The sequence below is a fragment of the Streptomyces sp. NPDC001903 genome (assembly GCF_042891345.1).
GTDB lineage: Bacteria > Actinomycetota > Actinomycetes > Streptomycetales > Streptomycetaceae > Streptomyces.
On sequence record NZ_JBIASZ010000023.1, the window covers coordinates 11,920 to 29,217 of the forward strand.

14 protein-coding genes are annotated in these 17,298 nt (G+C 72.8%); 8 read left to right on the forward strand and 6 right to left on the reverse strand.

The window, feature by feature from the left end; translation table 11 throughout:
* Position 1: 1 nt before the first annotated feature.
* Positions 2-1,321: a hypothetical protein gene (locus ACFYZS_RS35100; protein ID WP_389021886.1), complete on the reverse strand. Its 1,320-nt coding sequence runs from the start codon at positions 1,319-1,321 to the stop codon at positions 2-4.
* A gap of 243 nt (positions 1,322-1,564) precedes the next feature.
* Between ACFYZS_RS35100 and ACFYZS_RS35105 the strand changes: the two genes are divergently transcribed.
* The gene (locus ACFYZS_RS35105) at positions 1,565-1,963 is read left to right on the forward strand and encodes an SHOCT domain-containing protein (protein ID WP_389021889.1); all 399 of its coding nucleotides are present in this window, start codon (positions 1,565-1,567) and stop codon (positions 1,961-1,963) included.
* Positions 1,964-2,113: 150 nt separating this feature from the next.
* Here ACFYZS_RS35105 and ACFYZS_RS35110 read toward each other — a convergent pair whose 3' ends face one another.
* The 4 genes from ACFYZS_RS35110 to ACFYZS_RS35125 all read right to left on the reverse strand — a co-directional run bounded on the left by ACFYZS_RS35110 (position 2,114) and on the right by ACFYZS_RS35125 (position 6,391).
* Entirely contained in the window at positions 2,114-2,902 is a 789-nt protein-coding gene (locus ACFYZS_RS35110; protein ID WP_389021892.1) for an SDR family NAD(P)-dependent oxidoreductase, read from the reverse strand.
* Positions 2,903-2,976: 74 nt separating this feature from the next.
* A complete protein-coding gene (locus ACFYZS_RS35115; RefSeq protein ID WP_389021895.1) occupies positions 2,977-3,990 on the reverse strand; it encodes a TolB-like translocation protein in 1,014 nt (337 codons plus the stop codon).
* Entirely contained in the window at positions 3,987-5,405 is a 1,419-nt protein-coding gene (locus ACFYZS_RS35120; RefSeq protein ID WP_389021897.1) for an MFS transporter, read from the reverse strand. Before ACFYZS_RS35120 ends, ACFYZS_RS35115 begins: the two co-directional genes overlap by 4 nt.
* Before the next feature lie 113 nt (positions 5,406-5,518).
* A complete protein-coding gene (locus ACFYZS_RS35125; protein ID WP_389021900.1) occupies positions 5,519-6,391 on the reverse strand; it encodes a glycosyltransferase in 873 nt (290 codons plus the stop codon).
* 404 nt (positions 6,392-6,795) lie between these two features.
* On the opposite strand from ACFYZS_RS35125, the gene ACFYZS_RS35130 reads away from it, so the two are divergent.
* From ACFYZS_RS35130 to ACFYZS_RS35160, 7 genes are all read left to right on the forward strand, one after another.
* Entirely contained in the window at positions 6,796-7,929 is a 1,134-nt protein-coding gene (locus tag ACFYZS_RS35130; protein WP_389021902.1) for a Gfo/Idh/MocA family protein, read from the forward strand.
* Positions 7,930-8,040: 111 nt separating this feature from the next.
* Positions 8,041-9,048, forward strand: coding sequence for an SDR family NAD(P)-dependent oxidoreductase (locus ACFYZS_RS35135; protein WP_389021904.1), 1,008 nt, complete (start codon positions 8,041-8,043; stop codon positions 9,046-9,048).
* Positions 9,045-10,214 carry a DegT/DnrJ/EryC1/StrS family aminotransferase gene (locus ACFYZS_RS35140; protein WP_389021907.1) on the forward strand — a complete coding sequence of 390 codons (1,170 nt, stop codon included), beginning with the start codon at positions 9,045-9,047 and terminating at the stop codon, positions 10,212-10,214. The genes ACFYZS_RS35135 and ACFYZS_RS35140 overlap by 4 nt, the downstream gene beginning before the upstream one ends.
* Positions 10,211-11,026, forward strand: a complete 816-nt coding sequence (locus tag ACFYZS_RS35145; RefSeq protein ID WP_389021909.1) for a NeuD/PglB/VioB family sugar acetyltransferase — start codon at positions 10,211-10,213, stop codon at positions 11,024-11,026. Before ACFYZS_RS35140 ends, ACFYZS_RS35145 begins: the two co-directional genes overlap by 4 nt.
* Positions 11,023-12,138, forward strand: a complete 1,116-nt coding sequence (locus ACFYZS_RS35150; protein WP_389021912.1) for a DegT/DnrJ/EryC1/StrS family aminotransferase — start codon at positions 11,023-11,025, stop codon at positions 12,136-12,138. Before ACFYZS_RS35145 ends, ACFYZS_RS35150 begins: the two co-directional genes overlap by 4 nt.
* Before the next feature lie 38 nt (positions 12,139-12,176).
* A complete protein-coding gene (locus ACFYZS_RS35155; RefSeq protein ID WP_389021914.1) occupies positions 12,177-15,476 on the forward strand; it encodes a DUF4082 domain-containing protein in 3,300 nt (1,099 codons plus the stop codon).
* A complete protein-coding gene (locus ACFYZS_RS35160) occupies positions 15,473-16,519 on the forward strand; it encodes a glycosyltransferase (protein ID WP_389021917.1) in 1,047 nt (348 codons plus the stop codon). Before ACFYZS_RS35155 ends, ACFYZS_RS35160 begins: the two co-directional genes overlap by 4 nt.
* 14 nt (positions 16,520-16,533) lie before the next feature.
* Here the strand turns inward: ACFYZS_RS35160 and ACFYZS_RS35165 are convergent, their stop codons facing one another.
* Positions 16,534-17,220 carry a hypothetical protein gene (locus tag ACFYZS_RS35165; protein ID WP_389021919.1) on the reverse strand — a complete coding sequence of 229 codons (687 nt, stop codon included), beginning with the start codon at positions 17,218-17,220 and terminating at the stop codon, positions 16,534-16,536.
* Between the last annotated feature and the right edge of the window lie 78 nt (positions 17,221-17,298).

Here is a 17,298-nt window from a genome sequence, read left to right on the forward strand (position 1 = left end):
CCTACACGGGACGCGGCGGGCTTCCACCGGGGGGCGGCGCCGCGTCCTCGGCGTCCGGCGCGTCGTCCTCGGCGATGAAGTCCATGACGGCCAGGGCGAAGAGGAGCACGAGGGCGATGCCCAGGATGACCCAGCCGGTCGGATACGGCCACAGGATGAAGGCGAGGACGGCCGCCGCCACCAGGATCCAGGTGATCCAGACGCGGTGGCGGGCGACGAACGGGCCGACCGGGCCCGTGCGCAGCCCCGCCCGGTCGGCGGCGGCCCGGGTGGCCGCGATGCCCGAGTGCCACATCTGGCGCACCACGGTGGCGCGGCGACCCGGGCCCGAGAGCCAGGCGGCGAGCGCCAGCAGCACGCCGAGGACCGCGACCATGCGGACCGTGGTGCGCAGGAGCTTGATCATCGCGTCGTAGACGGCGCCGGCGGCCGGCTGGGACACGGTGTCGGGGAGCGCGTTGAGGTAGACCGTACGGAAGACCGTCAGTGCGATGCCCAGGATGAGCGCCGCGACGGCGAAGCCGAGGGCCGCCGTGACCAGGGTCCGCCTCCGGTGGACGGAGAGCAGGACGCCGACGGCCGCGAGCACGACGGCGATGACCGGCAGCCAGAAGCCCATGATCTCCAGCAGTCGGAAACCTGTCTTGACCCGGCCGATGTCGTCCGATTTGAGCACCGTGAAGTCGGTGTGGACCTCGGGGATCTTGGCGGCCACGCCCATCCCGGAATCCACCAGCTTGGTCTTCACCTGGTCGATCACGGGGGCGAGGTCGACGGTCACCGAGTCGTTCTTGATCTGAACGGCCCCCTCGTCGCTGCCGGTCAGGGCGCGGACGAGCGAGGTGTGTACCGTGCGGTTCGCGTTGGTCCAGATGGTTTCGAAGGCCTTCGACTGGACGACGTCCAGCGCCTTCTCGTGCACGAAGCTGCGGACCGCGCCCTCCAGCCCGTTGCCCAGCTTTCCCAGAGCTTTCTGCAACAGCGGCCGCTGGTCCGGCGCCACGTCTTCAAGGAGGTTGGGCAGGTCGATGTGCTCCATCACCGCGCCGGTGACCCGGTTCGCGGCGGCCGCCTGTACGTCGGGGTTGGAGGCCAGCGGGGCCACGGTGGTCACGTAGCGGTCGGTGTCGCCCACGATGCCGGACGTCCACGCGGCGACGATGCCCAGCGGCGCCAGGACGCAGCCCAGGACGATCAGCAGCGCGGAGAGGAACGCGCGCACCCGGTGGTGGGGCGGCGGGCGCTTCGCGGCCTCCGCCTCCAGCGTGGCAACCCGCGCCCGCAGGGCGGCGAGCTCGTTCTGGCCTTCGTCATCCGGCATGTCAGCTCTCCTCGGGTCGTACCCCAGGCAATCCCGGCCCGCTCGATCCGGCGAGCGGAGGCGACCCGATCGGGTGAGGCCGGCCGTTCCGGCTCCCGGCAGCGGTGCGGCCCGACGGGCACGGCAACGGCCGCGACCGGTGGGGCCGGGGGGAACCGGCCCGGGGCCGTTCGACATGCGGAATGCGCAAACCGTGCCAATACTGCTGATCGCGGGCATAGGGCCCGCCCAAAGGAGGCGTCCATGGACGACTACCCCGCGCTCAGCATCTTCTGGTCCATGCTCTGGTTCTTCCTGTGGATCATGTGGCTGTTCCTGCTGTTCAAGATCATCACGGACATCTTCCGTGACCACGAACTGAACGGCTGGGCCAAGGCGGGCTGGCTGATCTTCGTGATCATCCTGCCCTTCCTCGGCGTGCTGGTCTACGTCATCGCCCGCGGCAAGAGCATGACCCAACGGGACGTCAAGCAGGCCAAGGAGAGCGAAGCCGCCTTCCAGGACTACATCCGCCAGACGGCCGGGTCCTCCGGGTCCGGCGGTTCGCACGCCGACGAACTGGCCAAGCTCGTCGCCCTGAAGGACAAGGGCGCGCTCTCCGAGGCCGAGTTCCAGCAGGCCAAAGCGAAGCTGCTGACCTGAGCCGCCCGTGTGCGGGGCAGCGCGTGCGTCCGAAGGAAGCCTCGTCGTCCGGTCTGCAGGGGGCAGACCGGGATCCCTGCCCGGCCGGCGGCCGGACCGTCACCCGGTCCGGCCGCCGCTGACGCTTGCCCTGCCGAAGGGCGGCCGGGTTCAGAGCGTGGTGACGAGGCCGCCGTCGATGGTGTGGTCGGAGCCCGTGGTGTTGCCCGCCCGGTCGGACGCGAGCAACAGGACGAGGTCGGCGACCTCCTCGGGGCGGGTGAACCGCCCGGTGACGGACTGTGCGGCGGCTCCCGCGACGACGTCCTGCGGCGTGCCCCCGGTGGCTCCCGCCACGGTGGCGGCCACCCCCTGGTCCCCGAGCCACAGGGCCGTCTCGACCGGGCCGGGACTGACGGTGTTGACGCGCACTCCGTGCGGGCCGAACTCCTTGGAGAGCGCCTTGCAGAAGTTGGTGAGCGCCGCCTTCGCCGCGCTGTAGTCGATCACCCCGGGGTCCGGCAGGAAGGCGTTGACGGAGCTGACCGTGACGATCGACGCCGCGCCGCGCTCGACGAGGTGCGGGAGGGCGGCCCGGGTGGTGCGGACGGCGGTCAGGAAGTTGATGTCCAGGGCCCAGGTCCAGTCCTCGTCGGTCAGCGACAGGAACCCGCCCGGCCGCGGCCGGACGGCGCCGACGTTGTTGACGAGGATGTCGAGCCCGCCGAAGGCCGCGACCGCCTCCCGTACCGCGTGCCCGGGCCCGTCCGCGGTCGCGAGGTCGACCGCCACGGGTCGTACCCGCCCGCCGGCGGCCAGCTCGGCCAGCGGGCCGTCCACCGTACGGGCCGCGGCGGCCACCAGGGCGCCCTCGCCGGCCAGTGCCCGCGTGACGGCCAGGCCGATGCCCTTGCTCGCTCCGGTGACCAGCGCCACCTTGTCCGTGAGATGCAGATCCACGAGGACCGAGTCTGTACGCACACCGGCCCCGGACGCCTGCGACAGGGCCGCCAGGTCAGGCAGGTGGCCCCGTGTCAGCCCAGCAGGCTGGGGGAGGAGGCCGCCGGGGTGAGGAGGCGGGGGGCACCCGAACCGTCGGCCGGGACGGTCCAGAGGTCGGTGGTGTCCGGCGCGCCCTCGGCGGGCAGGGCGTACGCCACGGTGCGGTCGTCCAGCCAGAGCGCCTGGTCGTCCACGCTGCGCTTCTCCGCGAGCGGCTGCTCCCGCAGCGTCCGCAGGTCCAGTACGTGTTCGCGCCACAGCGACGCCCCGCGCATGACGCGCTTCTTGTACACGACCCGCGTCTCGTCCGGGGACAGCGACGGGCATTCGACGTTCCGGGCGAGGGTGGTGACGCTGCGCCGCGAGACCGAGCCCTTCACCAGGTACGTCTGGCCGGCGGTGCCGAGGGTGGCGTAGAAGGTGTCGTCGTCCTTGGAGAAGGTGACGCCCCAGAAGTTCACGTCGCCCGAGGAGTAGGGGCGGCCGTCGAGCACGATGGAGAACTTCTCCAGGTCCGGCTCGACCGCCCACGTACGGGTGTCCACGATCGTCGTACGGGTGGAGAAGAACGCGGCGCCGTAGGACTCCCCGGAGACGAACACCGTCCACGCCGCGAAGTGGCCGCTCGGCGCGACGCGGGCCCGCGACGGCGTGCCCGCGAGCGGGAAGTCGTGCAGCGTGCGCAGATCGGAGTCGACGATCACGGCCTTGTTGTCCTGGGCCAGCGCGCCCGGCGAGGAGTTCAGGCACACGCCGGTGCCGGCGGCGGCGTGGAAGCGCCCGCAGGTGAGGCCGGAGGCGGTCCGCTCGGCCTGGGGCGCCTGCCCCGGGACCGAGACGAGTGCCCCGCGGTGCGGGCCCTGCGCGCCGTTGAGGAAGGCCAGCCGGTCCTGCGGTCCGAGGGTGACCCTGCCCTGGGCGACCGTCGGGTCCCCCTCGTGCGTCTGCCCGGCACGGGCGGCGGAGCGCAGGACCAGCGCGGCGGCGAGGCCCCCGAGCAGCAGCACGGCCACCGCGAGTACGAGCAGCCGGCGGGAGCGGGTCATCGGGTTCCTCGGGGAAGTCGGTCGGTGTCGGTGTCGGTGCCGGTGCCGGCGTCGGGGTTGGTGTCGGAGTCCGGGGCGGGTGCCTGCGCCGCCGGGCGCAGTACGAAGCCGGCGACGGCCGCGCAACAGCACAGGCCGGCCGCGGCGGCGGCGAGCGCCGGGCCGGCGCCCCACACCGTCCAGGCGGCCCCGAAGGCCAGCGAGCAGCCGAAGCGGGCCAGCGCCTGGCTGGTCCCGACGACGGCGAGGCCGGTGGCCCGCAGTCTCGCCGGGACCGTCGCCCCGACGGCCGCGGGCAGCACCCCGTCGGTCGCGGCGTAGAAGAGCCCGTGGAGTACGAGGACCAGGTACGGCAGTGCAGGCCAGTGCGGGGCCCACAGCAGCAGCCCGTACCCCGCCAGCAGGAGGGCGTGCCCGGCGAGGAAGACGGTACGGCGCCCGATCCGGTCGGCCAGGGCGCCGGCCGGCACGGCCAGCAGCAGGAACACGGCGGCGGTGCCCAACGGGAGCAGCGGGAACCACTGCTCGCGGATGCCGGTGCGGTCCTGGAGCAGCAGGTAGAGGAAGGCGTCGCTGACGGTGGTGAGCCCCAGCAGGGCGGCGCACAGCGCGAGGGCGCGCAGCCGGGGCAGGCGCAGCAGGGCCGCCGCCTCGCGCAGGCTCACCCCGGCGGGCCCCGCGCCGTGCGGTCCCGCCGCATCCGGCTTCACCGCATCCGGCTTGGCCGCATCCCGTTTCGCCGCATCCCGTTTCGCCGTCCCGAGAGGAGCCGGGCCCGGGCCCGCCCCCGACGGGACGAACAGCATCAGCACGATCACACCGAGCACGGCGACGCACGTGCTGACGCCGAAGACGGCGTCGTACCCGCCCACTGCCATGTTCAGGATGAAGAAGGCGGCGAGGGGACCGAGCAGTGCCCCGGTGGTGTCCATGGCGCGGTGCACGCCGAACGCGCGCCCCTGTAACTCGGCCGGTGTCGAAAGGGAGATGAGCGCGTCGCGCGGGGCGGTGCGCAGGCCCTTGCCGGTGCGTTCCAGCGCGAGGACCAGGCCCACCGGGCCCAGGCTGTGCGCGAGCAGCAGCAGCGGCTTGCACAGGGCGGACAGTCCGTAGCCGATGCCGGCGATCAGCTTGTGGTTGCGGACCCGGTCGGCGAGGTGGCCGCCGGTCAGCTGCACCAGCGCGCTGACCCCGTTGTAGACCCCGTCGAGCGCGCCGAAGCCGAGCGGACTCAGCCCCAGCCCCGCGACCAGGTACAGCGGCAGCACCGCCGTGACCATCTCCGAGGAGACGTCCGTGATCAGGCTGACCGCGCCCAGCGCGAGGACGGTCGAGGCGACCGCGGGGGCCCGGACGGCCCCGCCGTCCGGTGCGGTCTTCGCGCCGGCGGGCGCGGAGCGGTCCGCGAGGTACATGCTCTGGAGCTCCCGGTGCCGACGGTCAGGTCACTCGTACGTGTGAGTGAAACCCTAGTGCTTGTACGGGCCAACTGGGCGGCGCACGAACTGATTCGGCGGGACGCCGCCGCTCAGCCCTGCCGGCTGCTCTCGTCGCGCAGCCACGTCGAGAAGTCCCCGGACCGGATGGCCTTGCGGGCGCCCCGCCGGGCGGCGAGGGCCGCCACGACGAACACCACCACCCCGGGAAGCAGACCGGGCTGCGCCCTGAGCAGGGCGCGCAGATCGCCCGTACCGGTGCGCGCGGACGGCGCGTGCGCCCCCTCGGCCCCCTCGGCCGCCTCCGAGGCCTGGAATCGCTCCAGTTCGGCGGACGAGGTGGCCGCCCTGACGCGCCGCCTGATCAAGTCCCCCCAGGTGCGCGGCGGATGCACGACGACCCGGGCCGTCTCGACCACGCTCCGCTCTTCCGGGGCGAAGGCGAGGGAGGCCGCCAGGTCGTCGGCCATCAGCGGCGGCAGGGAGGCGATCCGCGCGTGCCCCGGCTCGGTCACCGCGATGACCCCGCGCCCGAACAGCCCCTCGCGGACGGCCGGAAGCCGCTGCCACACGCGGTAGTAGGCGCGGACCGGCCAAGCGCACCCGGAGAGGGGGATGTCCCGCCCGGGGGCCGCGGCGAGCAGGTCCGGACGGGCCGCGAGGGCGCCGGTCAGCGCCCGTACGTCGGCCGCCCCGACCTCCACGTCGGCGTCCACGTACAGGCGCGGGAAGCCCCTCGCGTGCTCGTCGCCGACCCGAAGTGCCCGGTGTTTGGAGGGAGTCGGTATCTCCACCACCCGTACGCGCGGCCCCCGCGCACCCGCCACGGCGGCGGTGTCGTCCGTACAGCCGTTGCACACCACGACGATGTCGGGCCCGGACGCCGGGGCGTCGGCCAGGAGCGCGTCGAGGAGCCGGCCGATGACCCGGCCCTCGTTGTGGGCCGGGATCACGATGCTGGTCACCCCGGAAGTATGCACGCTCGAACACCCGGCCCGACCGTTTCCTCCAACTCTCCCCGGGGGTACGCCCGGTGGTCTAGATTGAACGCAGCCGACCGGAATCGGCGTGCTTCGGCGACGCTGAAATCCAGCCGGAGCAGGGTAGTTGGGGAACATGCGGGTACGGCGGCTTGGGGGTACAGGCCGCCTGCCCGTGGCCGGACCGGTGCGAGGGGTGCCGGGCGGCCGGGGGGCGGAAGTACGTCGCAACACGTAGGGCATCGGTCGTGGGGGGCCATCACCGTTGGGCAGGTCACGCACGGGTCGCGCATGCGCCCCGGCGCCGGCCGTCGGCGGCACCCCCTTCCTTCGCACGCGTCCCGGCCTTGGGTTGTCGATTGCGCCCACGGGCGTGCGCGGAAGGAAAGGTGAACGCTGTGAAGGAATCCGAGAAGGAACCCGAGAAGGACGCCGTGAAGGGTGCGGGGCGCGAGGCCGCGATCGCAGGTGCGTGGCCGGCCAAGCCGTTAGGCGTCGCCGTCGTCGGAGCGGGCTACTGGGGTCCCAATCTCGTCCGCAACTTCCAGTCCAGTCCGGGGTTCCGACTCCGCTGGTTGTGCGATCTGAACGTCGACCGGGCACGTCAGGTGCTCGGCCCCTACTCCACGGTCCAGGCGACCTCCGACTACGCGGCCGTCCTGGCGGACCCGGCCGTCGACGCCGTCGCCGTGGCCACCCCGGCCGGCACCCACCTCGACGTCGCCCTGGCCGCCCTGCGCGCCGGCAAGCACGTCCTCGTGGAGAAGCCGCTGGCCGCCACGTACGAGGACGGTCTGAAGCTGGTGAACGAGGCCGAGGAACGCGGCCTCACCCTCATGTGCGACCACACCTACTGCTACACCCCGGCGGTGGCCCGCATCCGCGACATGGTCCGCTCCGGCGAACTCGGCGACATCCAGTTCTTCGACTCCGTGAGGATCAACCTGGGGCTCGTCCAGAAGGACATCGACGTCCTGTGGGACCTGGCCCCCCACGACCTCTCGGTCCTCGACTTCATCCTCCCGGACAACGTCCACCCCGTCGCCGTCGCCGCTCACGGGGCCGACCCGATCGGCGCCGGCCAGTCCTGCGTGGCCTATCTGACGCTCACGCTCAACACCGGCGCCATCGCCCACGTCCACGTCAACTGGCTGTCCCCGGTGAAGGTCCGCACGACGATGGTGGGCGGCTCCAAGCGCACCCTGGTCTGGGACGACCTCAACCCCACCCAGCGCGTCGCCGTCTTCGACCGCGGGGTGGACATGACGGCCCCGCAGGAGATCGGTGCGGACGAGCGCCGCGACGTGCTCGTCTCCTACCGGTCCGGCGACATGGTGGCGCCCGCGCTCGGCGAGAAGGAGGCCCTGCGCAGCATGGTCGAGGAGTTCGCCGCCGCGATCAGGACGCGGCGGCCGGCGCTGACCGACGGCTGGTCGGGCCTGCAGGTGCTCGACATCCTCGAAGCCGCCTCCCGCAGCCTGGAGTTCCGCGGCGCCGTCGTCGGACTGCGCACCGGCCGCTGACATCCGGCGGGGCCTTCGCGGAACCGCCACCCGCACCACCTCGCCCGGCGTGCACACCGCGCCGGGCGCACCGGCACGAAACACCATGACCGACTCAGTAGGGGCAGGGCGTTGAGCAGCGTACGAGGCAAGAGGATTCTGGTCACCGGCGGGGCGGGCACGATCGGCTCGCACGTGGTCGACCTGCTGGTCGACAAGGGGGCGCGCGAGGTCGTCGTGCTCGACAACTTCGTGCGGGGGCGCGCCGCCAACCTGGCCCGCGCGCTGAAGAGCGGCGCGGTGGACGTCGTCGAGGGCGACATCCGCGACCGGGAGACCGTGCGCAAGGCGACCGAGGGCGCCGAACTGGTCTTCCACCTCGCCGCCATCCGCATCACCCAGTGCGCGGAGGAGCCGCGCCTGGCCAACGAGGTGCTGGTCGACGGCACGTTCAACGTGCTGGAGGCGGCGGTGGCCGCCGGCGTCGGCAAGGTGGTCGCCTCGTCCTCCGCCTCCGTCTACGGGCTCGCGGAGACCTTCCCGACCACCGAACGCCACCACCCGTACAACAACGACACCTTCTACGGGGCCGCGAAGGCCTTCAACGAGGGGATGCTGCGCAGTTTCCACGCCATGTACGGACTGGACTACGTAGCGCTGCGCTACTTCAACGTCTACGGGCCCCGGATGGACATCCACGGGCTGTACACCGAGGTGCTGATCCGCTGGATGGAGCGGATCACCGCGGGCGAGCCGCCGCTGATCCTCGGCGACGGCACCCAGACCATGGACTTCGCCGACGTACGGGACATCGCGCGGGCCAACCTGCTCGCCGCCGAATCGGACCTGACCGACGAGGTGTTCAACGTCGCGAGCGGCTCCGAGACCAGCCTGCGCGAGCTGGCCGTCGGACTGCTGGAGGCCATGGGGGCCGAGGCGATGGAGCCGGAGCACGGACCGGCCCGCGCCGTGAACGGGGTCACCCGGCGCCTCGCCGACACCTCGCAGGCCTCGGGGCGCCTCGGCTTCACCGCCGAGATCGACATGCGCCGCGGGCTGCGGGACCTGGTGGAGTGGTGGCGGGCCGAACGCGCCGCGGACGCGGCCGCCGGGGCGGCCGCAGGGGAGGCCGGCCGATGAGCGCCGAGACCGCCCCCGTCCCGAACGCCGCCCCCGCCCGCATCCCCGTCATGATCCCGTGGCTCGGCGAGGAGGAGGCGCAGGCCGCCGCCGAAGCGGTGCTCTCCGGCTGGGTCGCCCAGGGCCCCCGCGTCGCCGCCTTCGAGCGGGCCTTCGCCGAACGGGTGGGCGCCGAGCACGGCATCGCCGTCAGCTCGTGCACCACCGCCCTGCACCTGGCGCTGATCGCACTGGACCTCGGCCCCGGCGACGAGGTGATCGTCCCCTCGCTGTCCTTCATCGCCACCGCCAACGCGGTGCGCTACGTGGGCGCGCACCCCGTCTTCGCGGACGTCGAGGAGGCCACCGGGAACCTGACCCCCGAGACCGTGGACGCCGTACGGACCCCGCGCACCAAGGCGGTCCTCGCCGTCCACCAGGGCGGGGTCCCGGCGGACGTGCACGCCCTGCGCGCGGCCTGCGCCGACTGGGGCGTCCCCCTGGTGGAGGACGCGGCCTGCGGGATCGGCGCGACCGTCGGCGGCAAATCGGTCGGCCACGGAGCCCTGCTCGCCGCCTGGTCCTTCCACCCCCGCAAGGTGATCACCACCGGCGAGGGCGGCATGGTGACCACGGACGACGCCGAATGGGCCGAGCGCCTGCGCCGGCTGCGCGAGCACGGCATGAACGTGTCCGCCGCGCAGCGGCACGCCAGCAGCAAGCCGATCGCCGAGGCCTATCTGGAGGTCGGCTACAACTACCGGATGACCGACATCCAGGCCGCGGTCGGCCTGGTGCAGCTCGGCAAGCTGGACGAGATCGTCACCCGCCGCCGCGAACTGGCGGCCCGGTACGAGCAGTTGCTGGCCGGCATCCCGGGCCTGCGCCCGGTCCGCGACCCCGGTCACGGCGAGGGCAACTTCCAGTCGTACTGGGTGCTGCTGACCGAGGAGTTCCCGATCGGCCGGGACGAGCTGCTCGCGGTGCTGGCCGAGGCGGGCATCTCGGCCCGGCGCGGGATCATGGCCTCGCACCTGGAACCGGCGTACGCCGGGCACGGCGCGGCGCCGCTGCCCGTGACCGAGCGGATCACCCGCGACTCGCTGATCCTGCCGCTGTTCCACACGATGACCCGGGACCAGCAGGACCGGGTGGTCGCCGTGCTCCGCGGACGGGCGGGCGGATGACCGGCCGCACCGAAAGCCTCCTCATCGTCGGCGCGGGCGGATTCGCCCGCGAGACCGCCCAGGCCGTACGGGACACGGCCGCCGCCGACCGGGAGCGCGGCCGCGCCCCGCGCTGGCGGCTGGCCGGGCACCTGGACGACGATCCGGTCCTGCACGGCCGGGAGGTCGACGGGGTACCGGTGCTCGGCGGCAGTGGGCTGGTGCACCGGAGCCCGGACGCCCGGATCGTGGTCTGCGTGGGCAGCCCGCGCGACTACGCGGTACGGGCCCGCCTCGTCCGGCGGCTGGGCCTGCCCCGGAGCCGGTACGCGACCGTGGTCCACCCCACGGCCGCGGTCTCCGCGTCCTCGGCGCTCGGCCCGGGTTCGGTGCTGCTCGCGCACTGCGTACTGACCGCGGCCGTACGAGTGGGGGCGCACGTCGCGGTGATGCCGCACGCGGTCCTCACCCACGACGACACGGTCGGGGACTTCGCGACGATCGCCTCCGGGGTCCGCCTCGGCGGCGGGGTCCGGCTGGGGCGCGGGGCGTACGTGGGCGCGGGCGCCCTCGTACGGGAGAACACCACGGTCGGCGCCTGGTCGCTGACCGGTATGGGAAGCACGGTCCTGGCCGATGTGCCGCCCGGCGAGGTGTGGGCCGGGAGCCCCGCCCGCCGGCTGCGCGCGGCGGACGGCCCGGCGCTCGACGAGCTGCGGGCCGACGGCGGGGAGACCGGCCGCGGGCCGGGGACACGGACGGGGTCCGGGACAGGCACGGGGCCCGAGACGGGCACGCGCACGGAAACACGGATGGGGAGCACAGCCCGATGAACCAGATACCGCTCGTGGACCTGAAGGCGGCGCACGCCGAGGTCGCGCAGGAATTACGCGCAGGATTCGACCGGGTGCTGGCCGACACCGCCTTCATCGGCGGCGAGGAGGTCCGCGCCTTCGAGCGCGAGTACGCCGACTTCGCCCGGGTCGGCCACTGCGTCGGCGTGGCCAACGGCACCGACGCGCTCGAACTCGCCCTGCGCGCCAGCGGGGTGGGGGTCGGCGACGAGGTGGTGCTGCCCGCCAACACCTTCATCGCCACCGCCGGAGCCGTCGCCCGGATCGGCGCCCGGCCGGTGCTCGTCGACTGCGTCCCCGACACCCTGCTGATGGACCCGCAGGCCGCGCTGGACGCGGTCGGCAAGGCCACGCGCGCCGTGGTCCCGGTCCACCTGTACGGGCAGTGCGCCCCCGCGGCGGAGCTGGCCGCGCAACTCCCCTCGTACGCCAAGGTGGTCGAGGACGCCGCGCAGAGCCAGGGCGCCGACCGCAAGGGCCGTACCCCCGGCAGCGGAGGCATCGCGGCCACCAGCTTCTACCCGGGCAAGAACCTGGGCGCGTACGGGGACGCGGGCGCGGTGGTGACCGACGACGAGGAGCGGGCCGACCTCGTACGGGCCCTGGCCAACCACGGGGGCATCGCCAAGTACCGGCACGACGTGGCCGGGTTCAACAGCCGCCTGGACGGCCTCCAGGCCGTGGTGCTGCGGGCCAAGCTGGCCCGGCTCGCCGAGGGCAACGCGGCCCGCCGCGCCGCCGCCGCCCGCTACGACGGGCTGCTCGCCGAGCAGGCGGCCTCCGGACGCCTGACCCTGCCGGTCACGGCGGAGGGCAACGTCCACGTATGGCACCTGTACGTCGTCCGGGTCAGCGGCGCCGACCGCGACGCGGTCGTCGGCAAGCTCAACGCGGAGGGCATCGGCGCGGGCGTGCACTACCCGGCCCCGGTCCACCTCACCCCCGCCTTCGCCCACCTCGGCCACGGCCGCGGGAACTTCCCGAACGCCGAACTGGCCGCGGACCGGATGCTCTCGCTCCCGCTCTTCCCGCAGATCACCGCCGCCCAACAGCAGCGGGTCGTGGACGCGCTCACCGACGCGCTGCGCTGACGCCCTGCGCCGCGCCGACGCACAAAAAAGAGGTACAGATGAACAGACGGACAAGGTTGCTCCGGTACGGCCTCTTCACCGTGGTCGCCGCCCTGATGGCCACGGTCTTACCCCCGTCCTCGGTGGCGGGTGCGGCGGACCCCTGCGGTCCCGGCACGAACGCGATCGTGTGCGAGAACTCCAAGCCGGGCACGCCGATGTCCGACTGGTTCGCGCCCAGCGCCTACGGGGACATCAAGGGCTTCAGTGCCCAGATGAGCGTCCAGGCAGGCGAGACGGTGCAGTTCAAGGTGCAGTCGCCGACCCCGTACCGGGTGTCGGTCTACCGGCTGGGCCACTACGGGGGTGACGGGGCCCGCCTGATGTCGACCGCGGCGCAGGCGGCCCAGACCTACCCGGCGAACTTCGCCGCGGGCGGGAACCCGCGCAGCTGCACCACCAAGGCCGCCACCGGCCTGGTGGACTGCGGGAACTGGCCCGTCACCGCGACGTGGACCGTGCCGGCCGACGCCGTGTCCGGCCTCTACATCGCCAACCTCGACCAGGCGGACGGCAACGGGGTGATGCCGTACCCGTTCGTCGTCCGCAACGACTCCAGCCACTCCGACATCGTCGTGCAGACCAGCGACCAGACCTGGCAGGCGTACAACAACTACGGCGGCCAGGACCTGTACGACGGCGGGGGACCCGCGCCGGACGGCCGGGCCTACGAGGTCAGCTACAACCGGCCGATGGACATCGGCGGGGAGAACGGGATCTACGGGTCCGAGTACCAGATGATCTCGTGGCTGGAGCGCAACGGGTACGACGTGAGCTACATGTCCGGCATCGACATGTCGACACGCGGCGCCACCCAGCTCGGCAACCACAAGGTCTTCATGTCCTCGGGCCACGACGAGTACTGGACCCAGGACCAGTTCACCAACGCGCTGAACGCGCGCCGGGCCGGGCTCCACCAGACGTACTTCAGCGGCAACGAGGTCTTCTGGAAGACCCGGCTCGCGCCCAGCATCGACGGCGCGGCCACGGCCAACCGGACGCTGGTCTGCTACAAGGAGACCAAGCTCTCCTTCCCCCAGCCCAACGGCGTCCCGGACCCGAGCGGGATCTGGACCGGCACCTTCATGGACCCGGCCAGTTCCACCAACGGACGGCCCTACCAGCCGCAGAACCAGCTGACCGGCTCGCTGTTCAGCGTGAACGGCTACCGCAGCGACGCGATCACCGTGCCCGGCGCCTTCGCCAAGATGCGGCTGTGGCGGGGCACCACCGTCGCGAACCTGACCCCCTCCCAGACCGCCACCTTCCCGTCCGGCACGCTCGGCTACGAGTGGGACAGCGACGTGGAGGACGCGGCGCGGCCGCCCGGGCAGATCGCGATGTCCTCCACCACGGTCGACATCAACGACGGCAAGCTCCGGCTCGACTACGGCAACACGTACGGGAACGGCACCGCGACGCACAGCCTGGTCGCCTTCCGCGATCCGACCTCGCGCGCGCTGGTCTTCGGCGCGGGCACCGTGCAGTGGTCCTGGGGCCTGACCAACATGCCGACGGGCAACCCCGACGACACGGTGGTCACCGAGGACAAGCGCATGCAGCAGGCCACGGTGAACGTGTTCGCCGACATGGGCGTCCAGCCCAAGTCCCTGCAGAGCAACCTGGTCGCGGCGACCGCCTCCACGGACGCCACGGGACCGGCCATCACCGTGACCAGCCCGGCGGCAGGCGCCACGGTGCCCGCGCTGCGCCCGGTGACCGTCACCGGCACCGCCACCGACAGCGGCGGCGGCGTGGTGGCCCGCGTGGAGGTCTCCACCGACGGCGGCACCACCTGGAAGGCGGCCACCGGCGTCGGATCCTGGAACTACAAGTGGACCCCGACCACCCCCGGACCCGTCCAGATCAAGGTCCGCGCGGTGGACGACAGCGTCAACATCGGCGCCACCACCACCGTGCCGCTGACCGTGGGACCCCAGCAGTGCCCCTGCACCGTCTGGCCGGCCGCGGCCGTACCGGGCACCGTCAACGCCGGTGACGGCAGCGCCGTCGAACTCGGCGTGAAGATCCGCTCCTCGGCGCCCGGCTCCATCACGGGCGTCCGCTTCTACAAGTCCCCGGCCAACACCGGCACCCACACCGGCAGCCTGTGGAGCAGCTCGGGCCAGCGCCTGGCCACCGGCACCTTCACCAACGAGACCGCCTCCGGCTGGCAGCAGCTGAACTTCTCCTCGCCGGTCCCGATCAAGGCCAACACCACCTACATCGCCTCCTACTTCGCCCCCAACGGCGGGTACTCCTTCGACAACACCTTCGCCTCCGCCGACGCGGGCCTCGCCCCGCTGACCGCGCTGCGCAGCGGAACCGACGGGGGCAACGGCGTGTACCGGTACAGCGGCACGGGCGGGTTCCCGTCCACGGCCGCCTCCGGCAGCAACTACTGGGTCGACGCGGTCCTGGACACCTCCACCGCGAGCACCAACCCGCCCACCGTCACCTCGATCACCCCGCAGTCCGCGGCGACCGGCACCGCGATCACCTCCGCGGTCAAGGCCACCTTCAGCGAGGGCATCGACTCCGACACCCTCTCCTTCACCCTGAAGGACCCGGGCGGCGCCACCGTCCCGGGCAGCAAGGTCCTCACCGCCTCCAACAGCGCCACCTTCACCCCGTCCACCGAGCTGGTGCTGAACACCACGTACACGGCCTCGGTGCAGGCCGCGGACCTGTGGGGCAACACCATGGCCGCGCCGGTCGCCTGGACCTTCACCACCAGCGCGAGCCCGCCCGCGGTCAACTGCCCCTGCACCCTGTGGACGTCCACCACCGAACCGAGCACCGCCAACGTCGGCGACGACACCAACTCCGTCGAACTCGGCACCCGCTTCCAGTCCGCGGTCAGCGGCTACGTCACCGGCATCACCTTCTACAAGGGACCCGGGAACACCGGCACGCACACCGGCAGCCTGTGGTCGGCCACCGGCACCCTCCTCGCCACCGGCACCTTCGGCAGCGAAACCCTGTCCGGCTGGCAGCAGCTCCACTTCGCCACCCCGGTACCCATCACGGCGGGCACCAGTTACGTGGCCTCCTACCACGCGCCGAACGGCAAGTACTCCGTGGACGGCGGCTACTTCACGGCCGCGCACCGCTCCTACCCGCTGGTCGCCCCGGCCGACGGCAGCGGCGGGGCCAACGGCCTCTACAAGTACGGCGCTTCCACGGCGTTCCCCACCAACACCTTCGGCTCGGTGAACTACTGGGTCGGCCCGGTCTTCACCACCACGGCGCCGAGCGGTCTCGCGGCGGAGGGCTCCACGGAGGTGAGCGGCCAGTGAGCACCGTCAGCGTGGTCATCCCCTGCTACAAGTACGGCCACTTCCTGGCCGACTGCGTCAAGAGCGTCCTGGACGAACAGCCGGGCGTCGACGTCCGGGTGCTGATCATCGACGACGCCTCGCCCGACGACTCCGCGGACGTCGCCCGGGCCCTGGCGGCCGCCGACCCGCGCATCGAGGTCCGGGTCCACGAACAGAACCAGGGCCACATCGCCACCTACAACGAGGGCCTGCTGGAATGGGCCGACGGGGACTACGTCGCCCTGCTGTCGGCCGACGACCGGCTGGTCCCCGGAGCCCTGGTGCGCGCCGCGGCCCTGCTCGACGCCCACCCCGAGGCCGGCTTCGCCTACGGCCGGCCGCTCCGGTTCCGCCACGGCGGGCCGCTGCCCGCCGCCCGCACCCGGAGCACCGGCTCGGTGGTCTACCCCGGACGGTGGTGGCTGGAGCGGCGGTTCCGGGAGGGTACCGGCTGCATCACCTCGCCCGAGGTGGTCGTCCGTACCAGCCTCCAGCGCAAGGTCGGCGGCTACGATCCGCAGCTCCCGCACGCCGGCGACATCGAGATGTGGATGCGGCTCGCGGCGCACGCCGACGTGGGCTACGTCCGCGGGGCCGACCAGGCCTTCTACCGGGTCCATGGCAACAACATGTCCACCACGGACTTCGGCGGGCAGCTCGACGACCTGCGCCAGCGCCTCGTCGCCTTCGACTCGGTCCTGGACAAGTGCGCCGGCCTGCTCCCCGAGGCCGGCCGGCTGTCGGAACTGGCGCGGACCCGGCTCGCCCGGTACGCGCTGAGGCGCGCCTACCGGGCGTACGACCGCAGGCGCACCGCGGTGGTGCCGGTCGAGGAGCTGGAGGCGTTCGCCGCCGAGTGCCTGCCGCGGTACACGGGGCTGCCCGAGTACAGGGCGCTGCGCAGGCGGCGGCGGATCGGGGCCCGCGCGATGCCCTACCTCCAGCCGCTGGTGCTCTCCGCGGTCGCCGACCGCGGCCGCGAGTGGCTCTGGTGGCAGTCCTGGAAACGTCGAGGGATCTGATGAACCGGCAACACTCAGCGGGCCGCCGCGGCCGCGCCCACCAGGACGCGGCTCCCGGTTTCACCGCTGTTCCCCGGACCGGTGTCGGCGCTCTCGCGCCGGCGCCGGTTCCGGCGCGTCACGAGCTGATCGGTCCACAGCGCGGCGGCCACCCCGCAGACCCCGGCCAGCAGCGCCGTCCCGGCCAGTGCACGGCTCTTGGTCCCCGTCTGCGCCACCGCGGTCGGCGGCACCAGCAGGGTCACGCTCATCCGCGCCTTCTCCGGGATCTGCTGCTCGGCCTGCATGGCCGTGATCCGCTTCGTGTACGCCTCGACGACCTTCAGCACGGCCAGGTTGGCGGCGGCGGGATCCGCGTGCTCCGCCTGCACCTGGAGCGAGGGGATCAGATAGCGCGGGGTGACGCTCGTGCCGCTGTTGCGCGGCATCAGCCGGTAGGCGCCGTCCACGCCGGCGGCGCGCAACTCGGCCGCCCCGGCGGGCGATTCCAGCTGCTGCACCGCCGCGTACGAGACGGCGGCCAGAGGGGGCTGGAGATTGGCGAGCTGATTGGGCTGGCTGCCGGTCACCGGCGGCTTCAGCACGACGATCGCCGAGCTCACGAAGGTGTGGGTGGGGCGGAGCACCTGCAGGGCCCCGGCGGCCGCGAGCGCCGCCACCAGGATCAGGACGTACCAGCGGCGGCGAAGCGTGCGGAACAACTCACCAGGCGACACAGGATTCCTTCCGTCGCGTTCGATCTTCCCAGGACGCCGGTCCGCCCGCCATCGGTTCCGGCA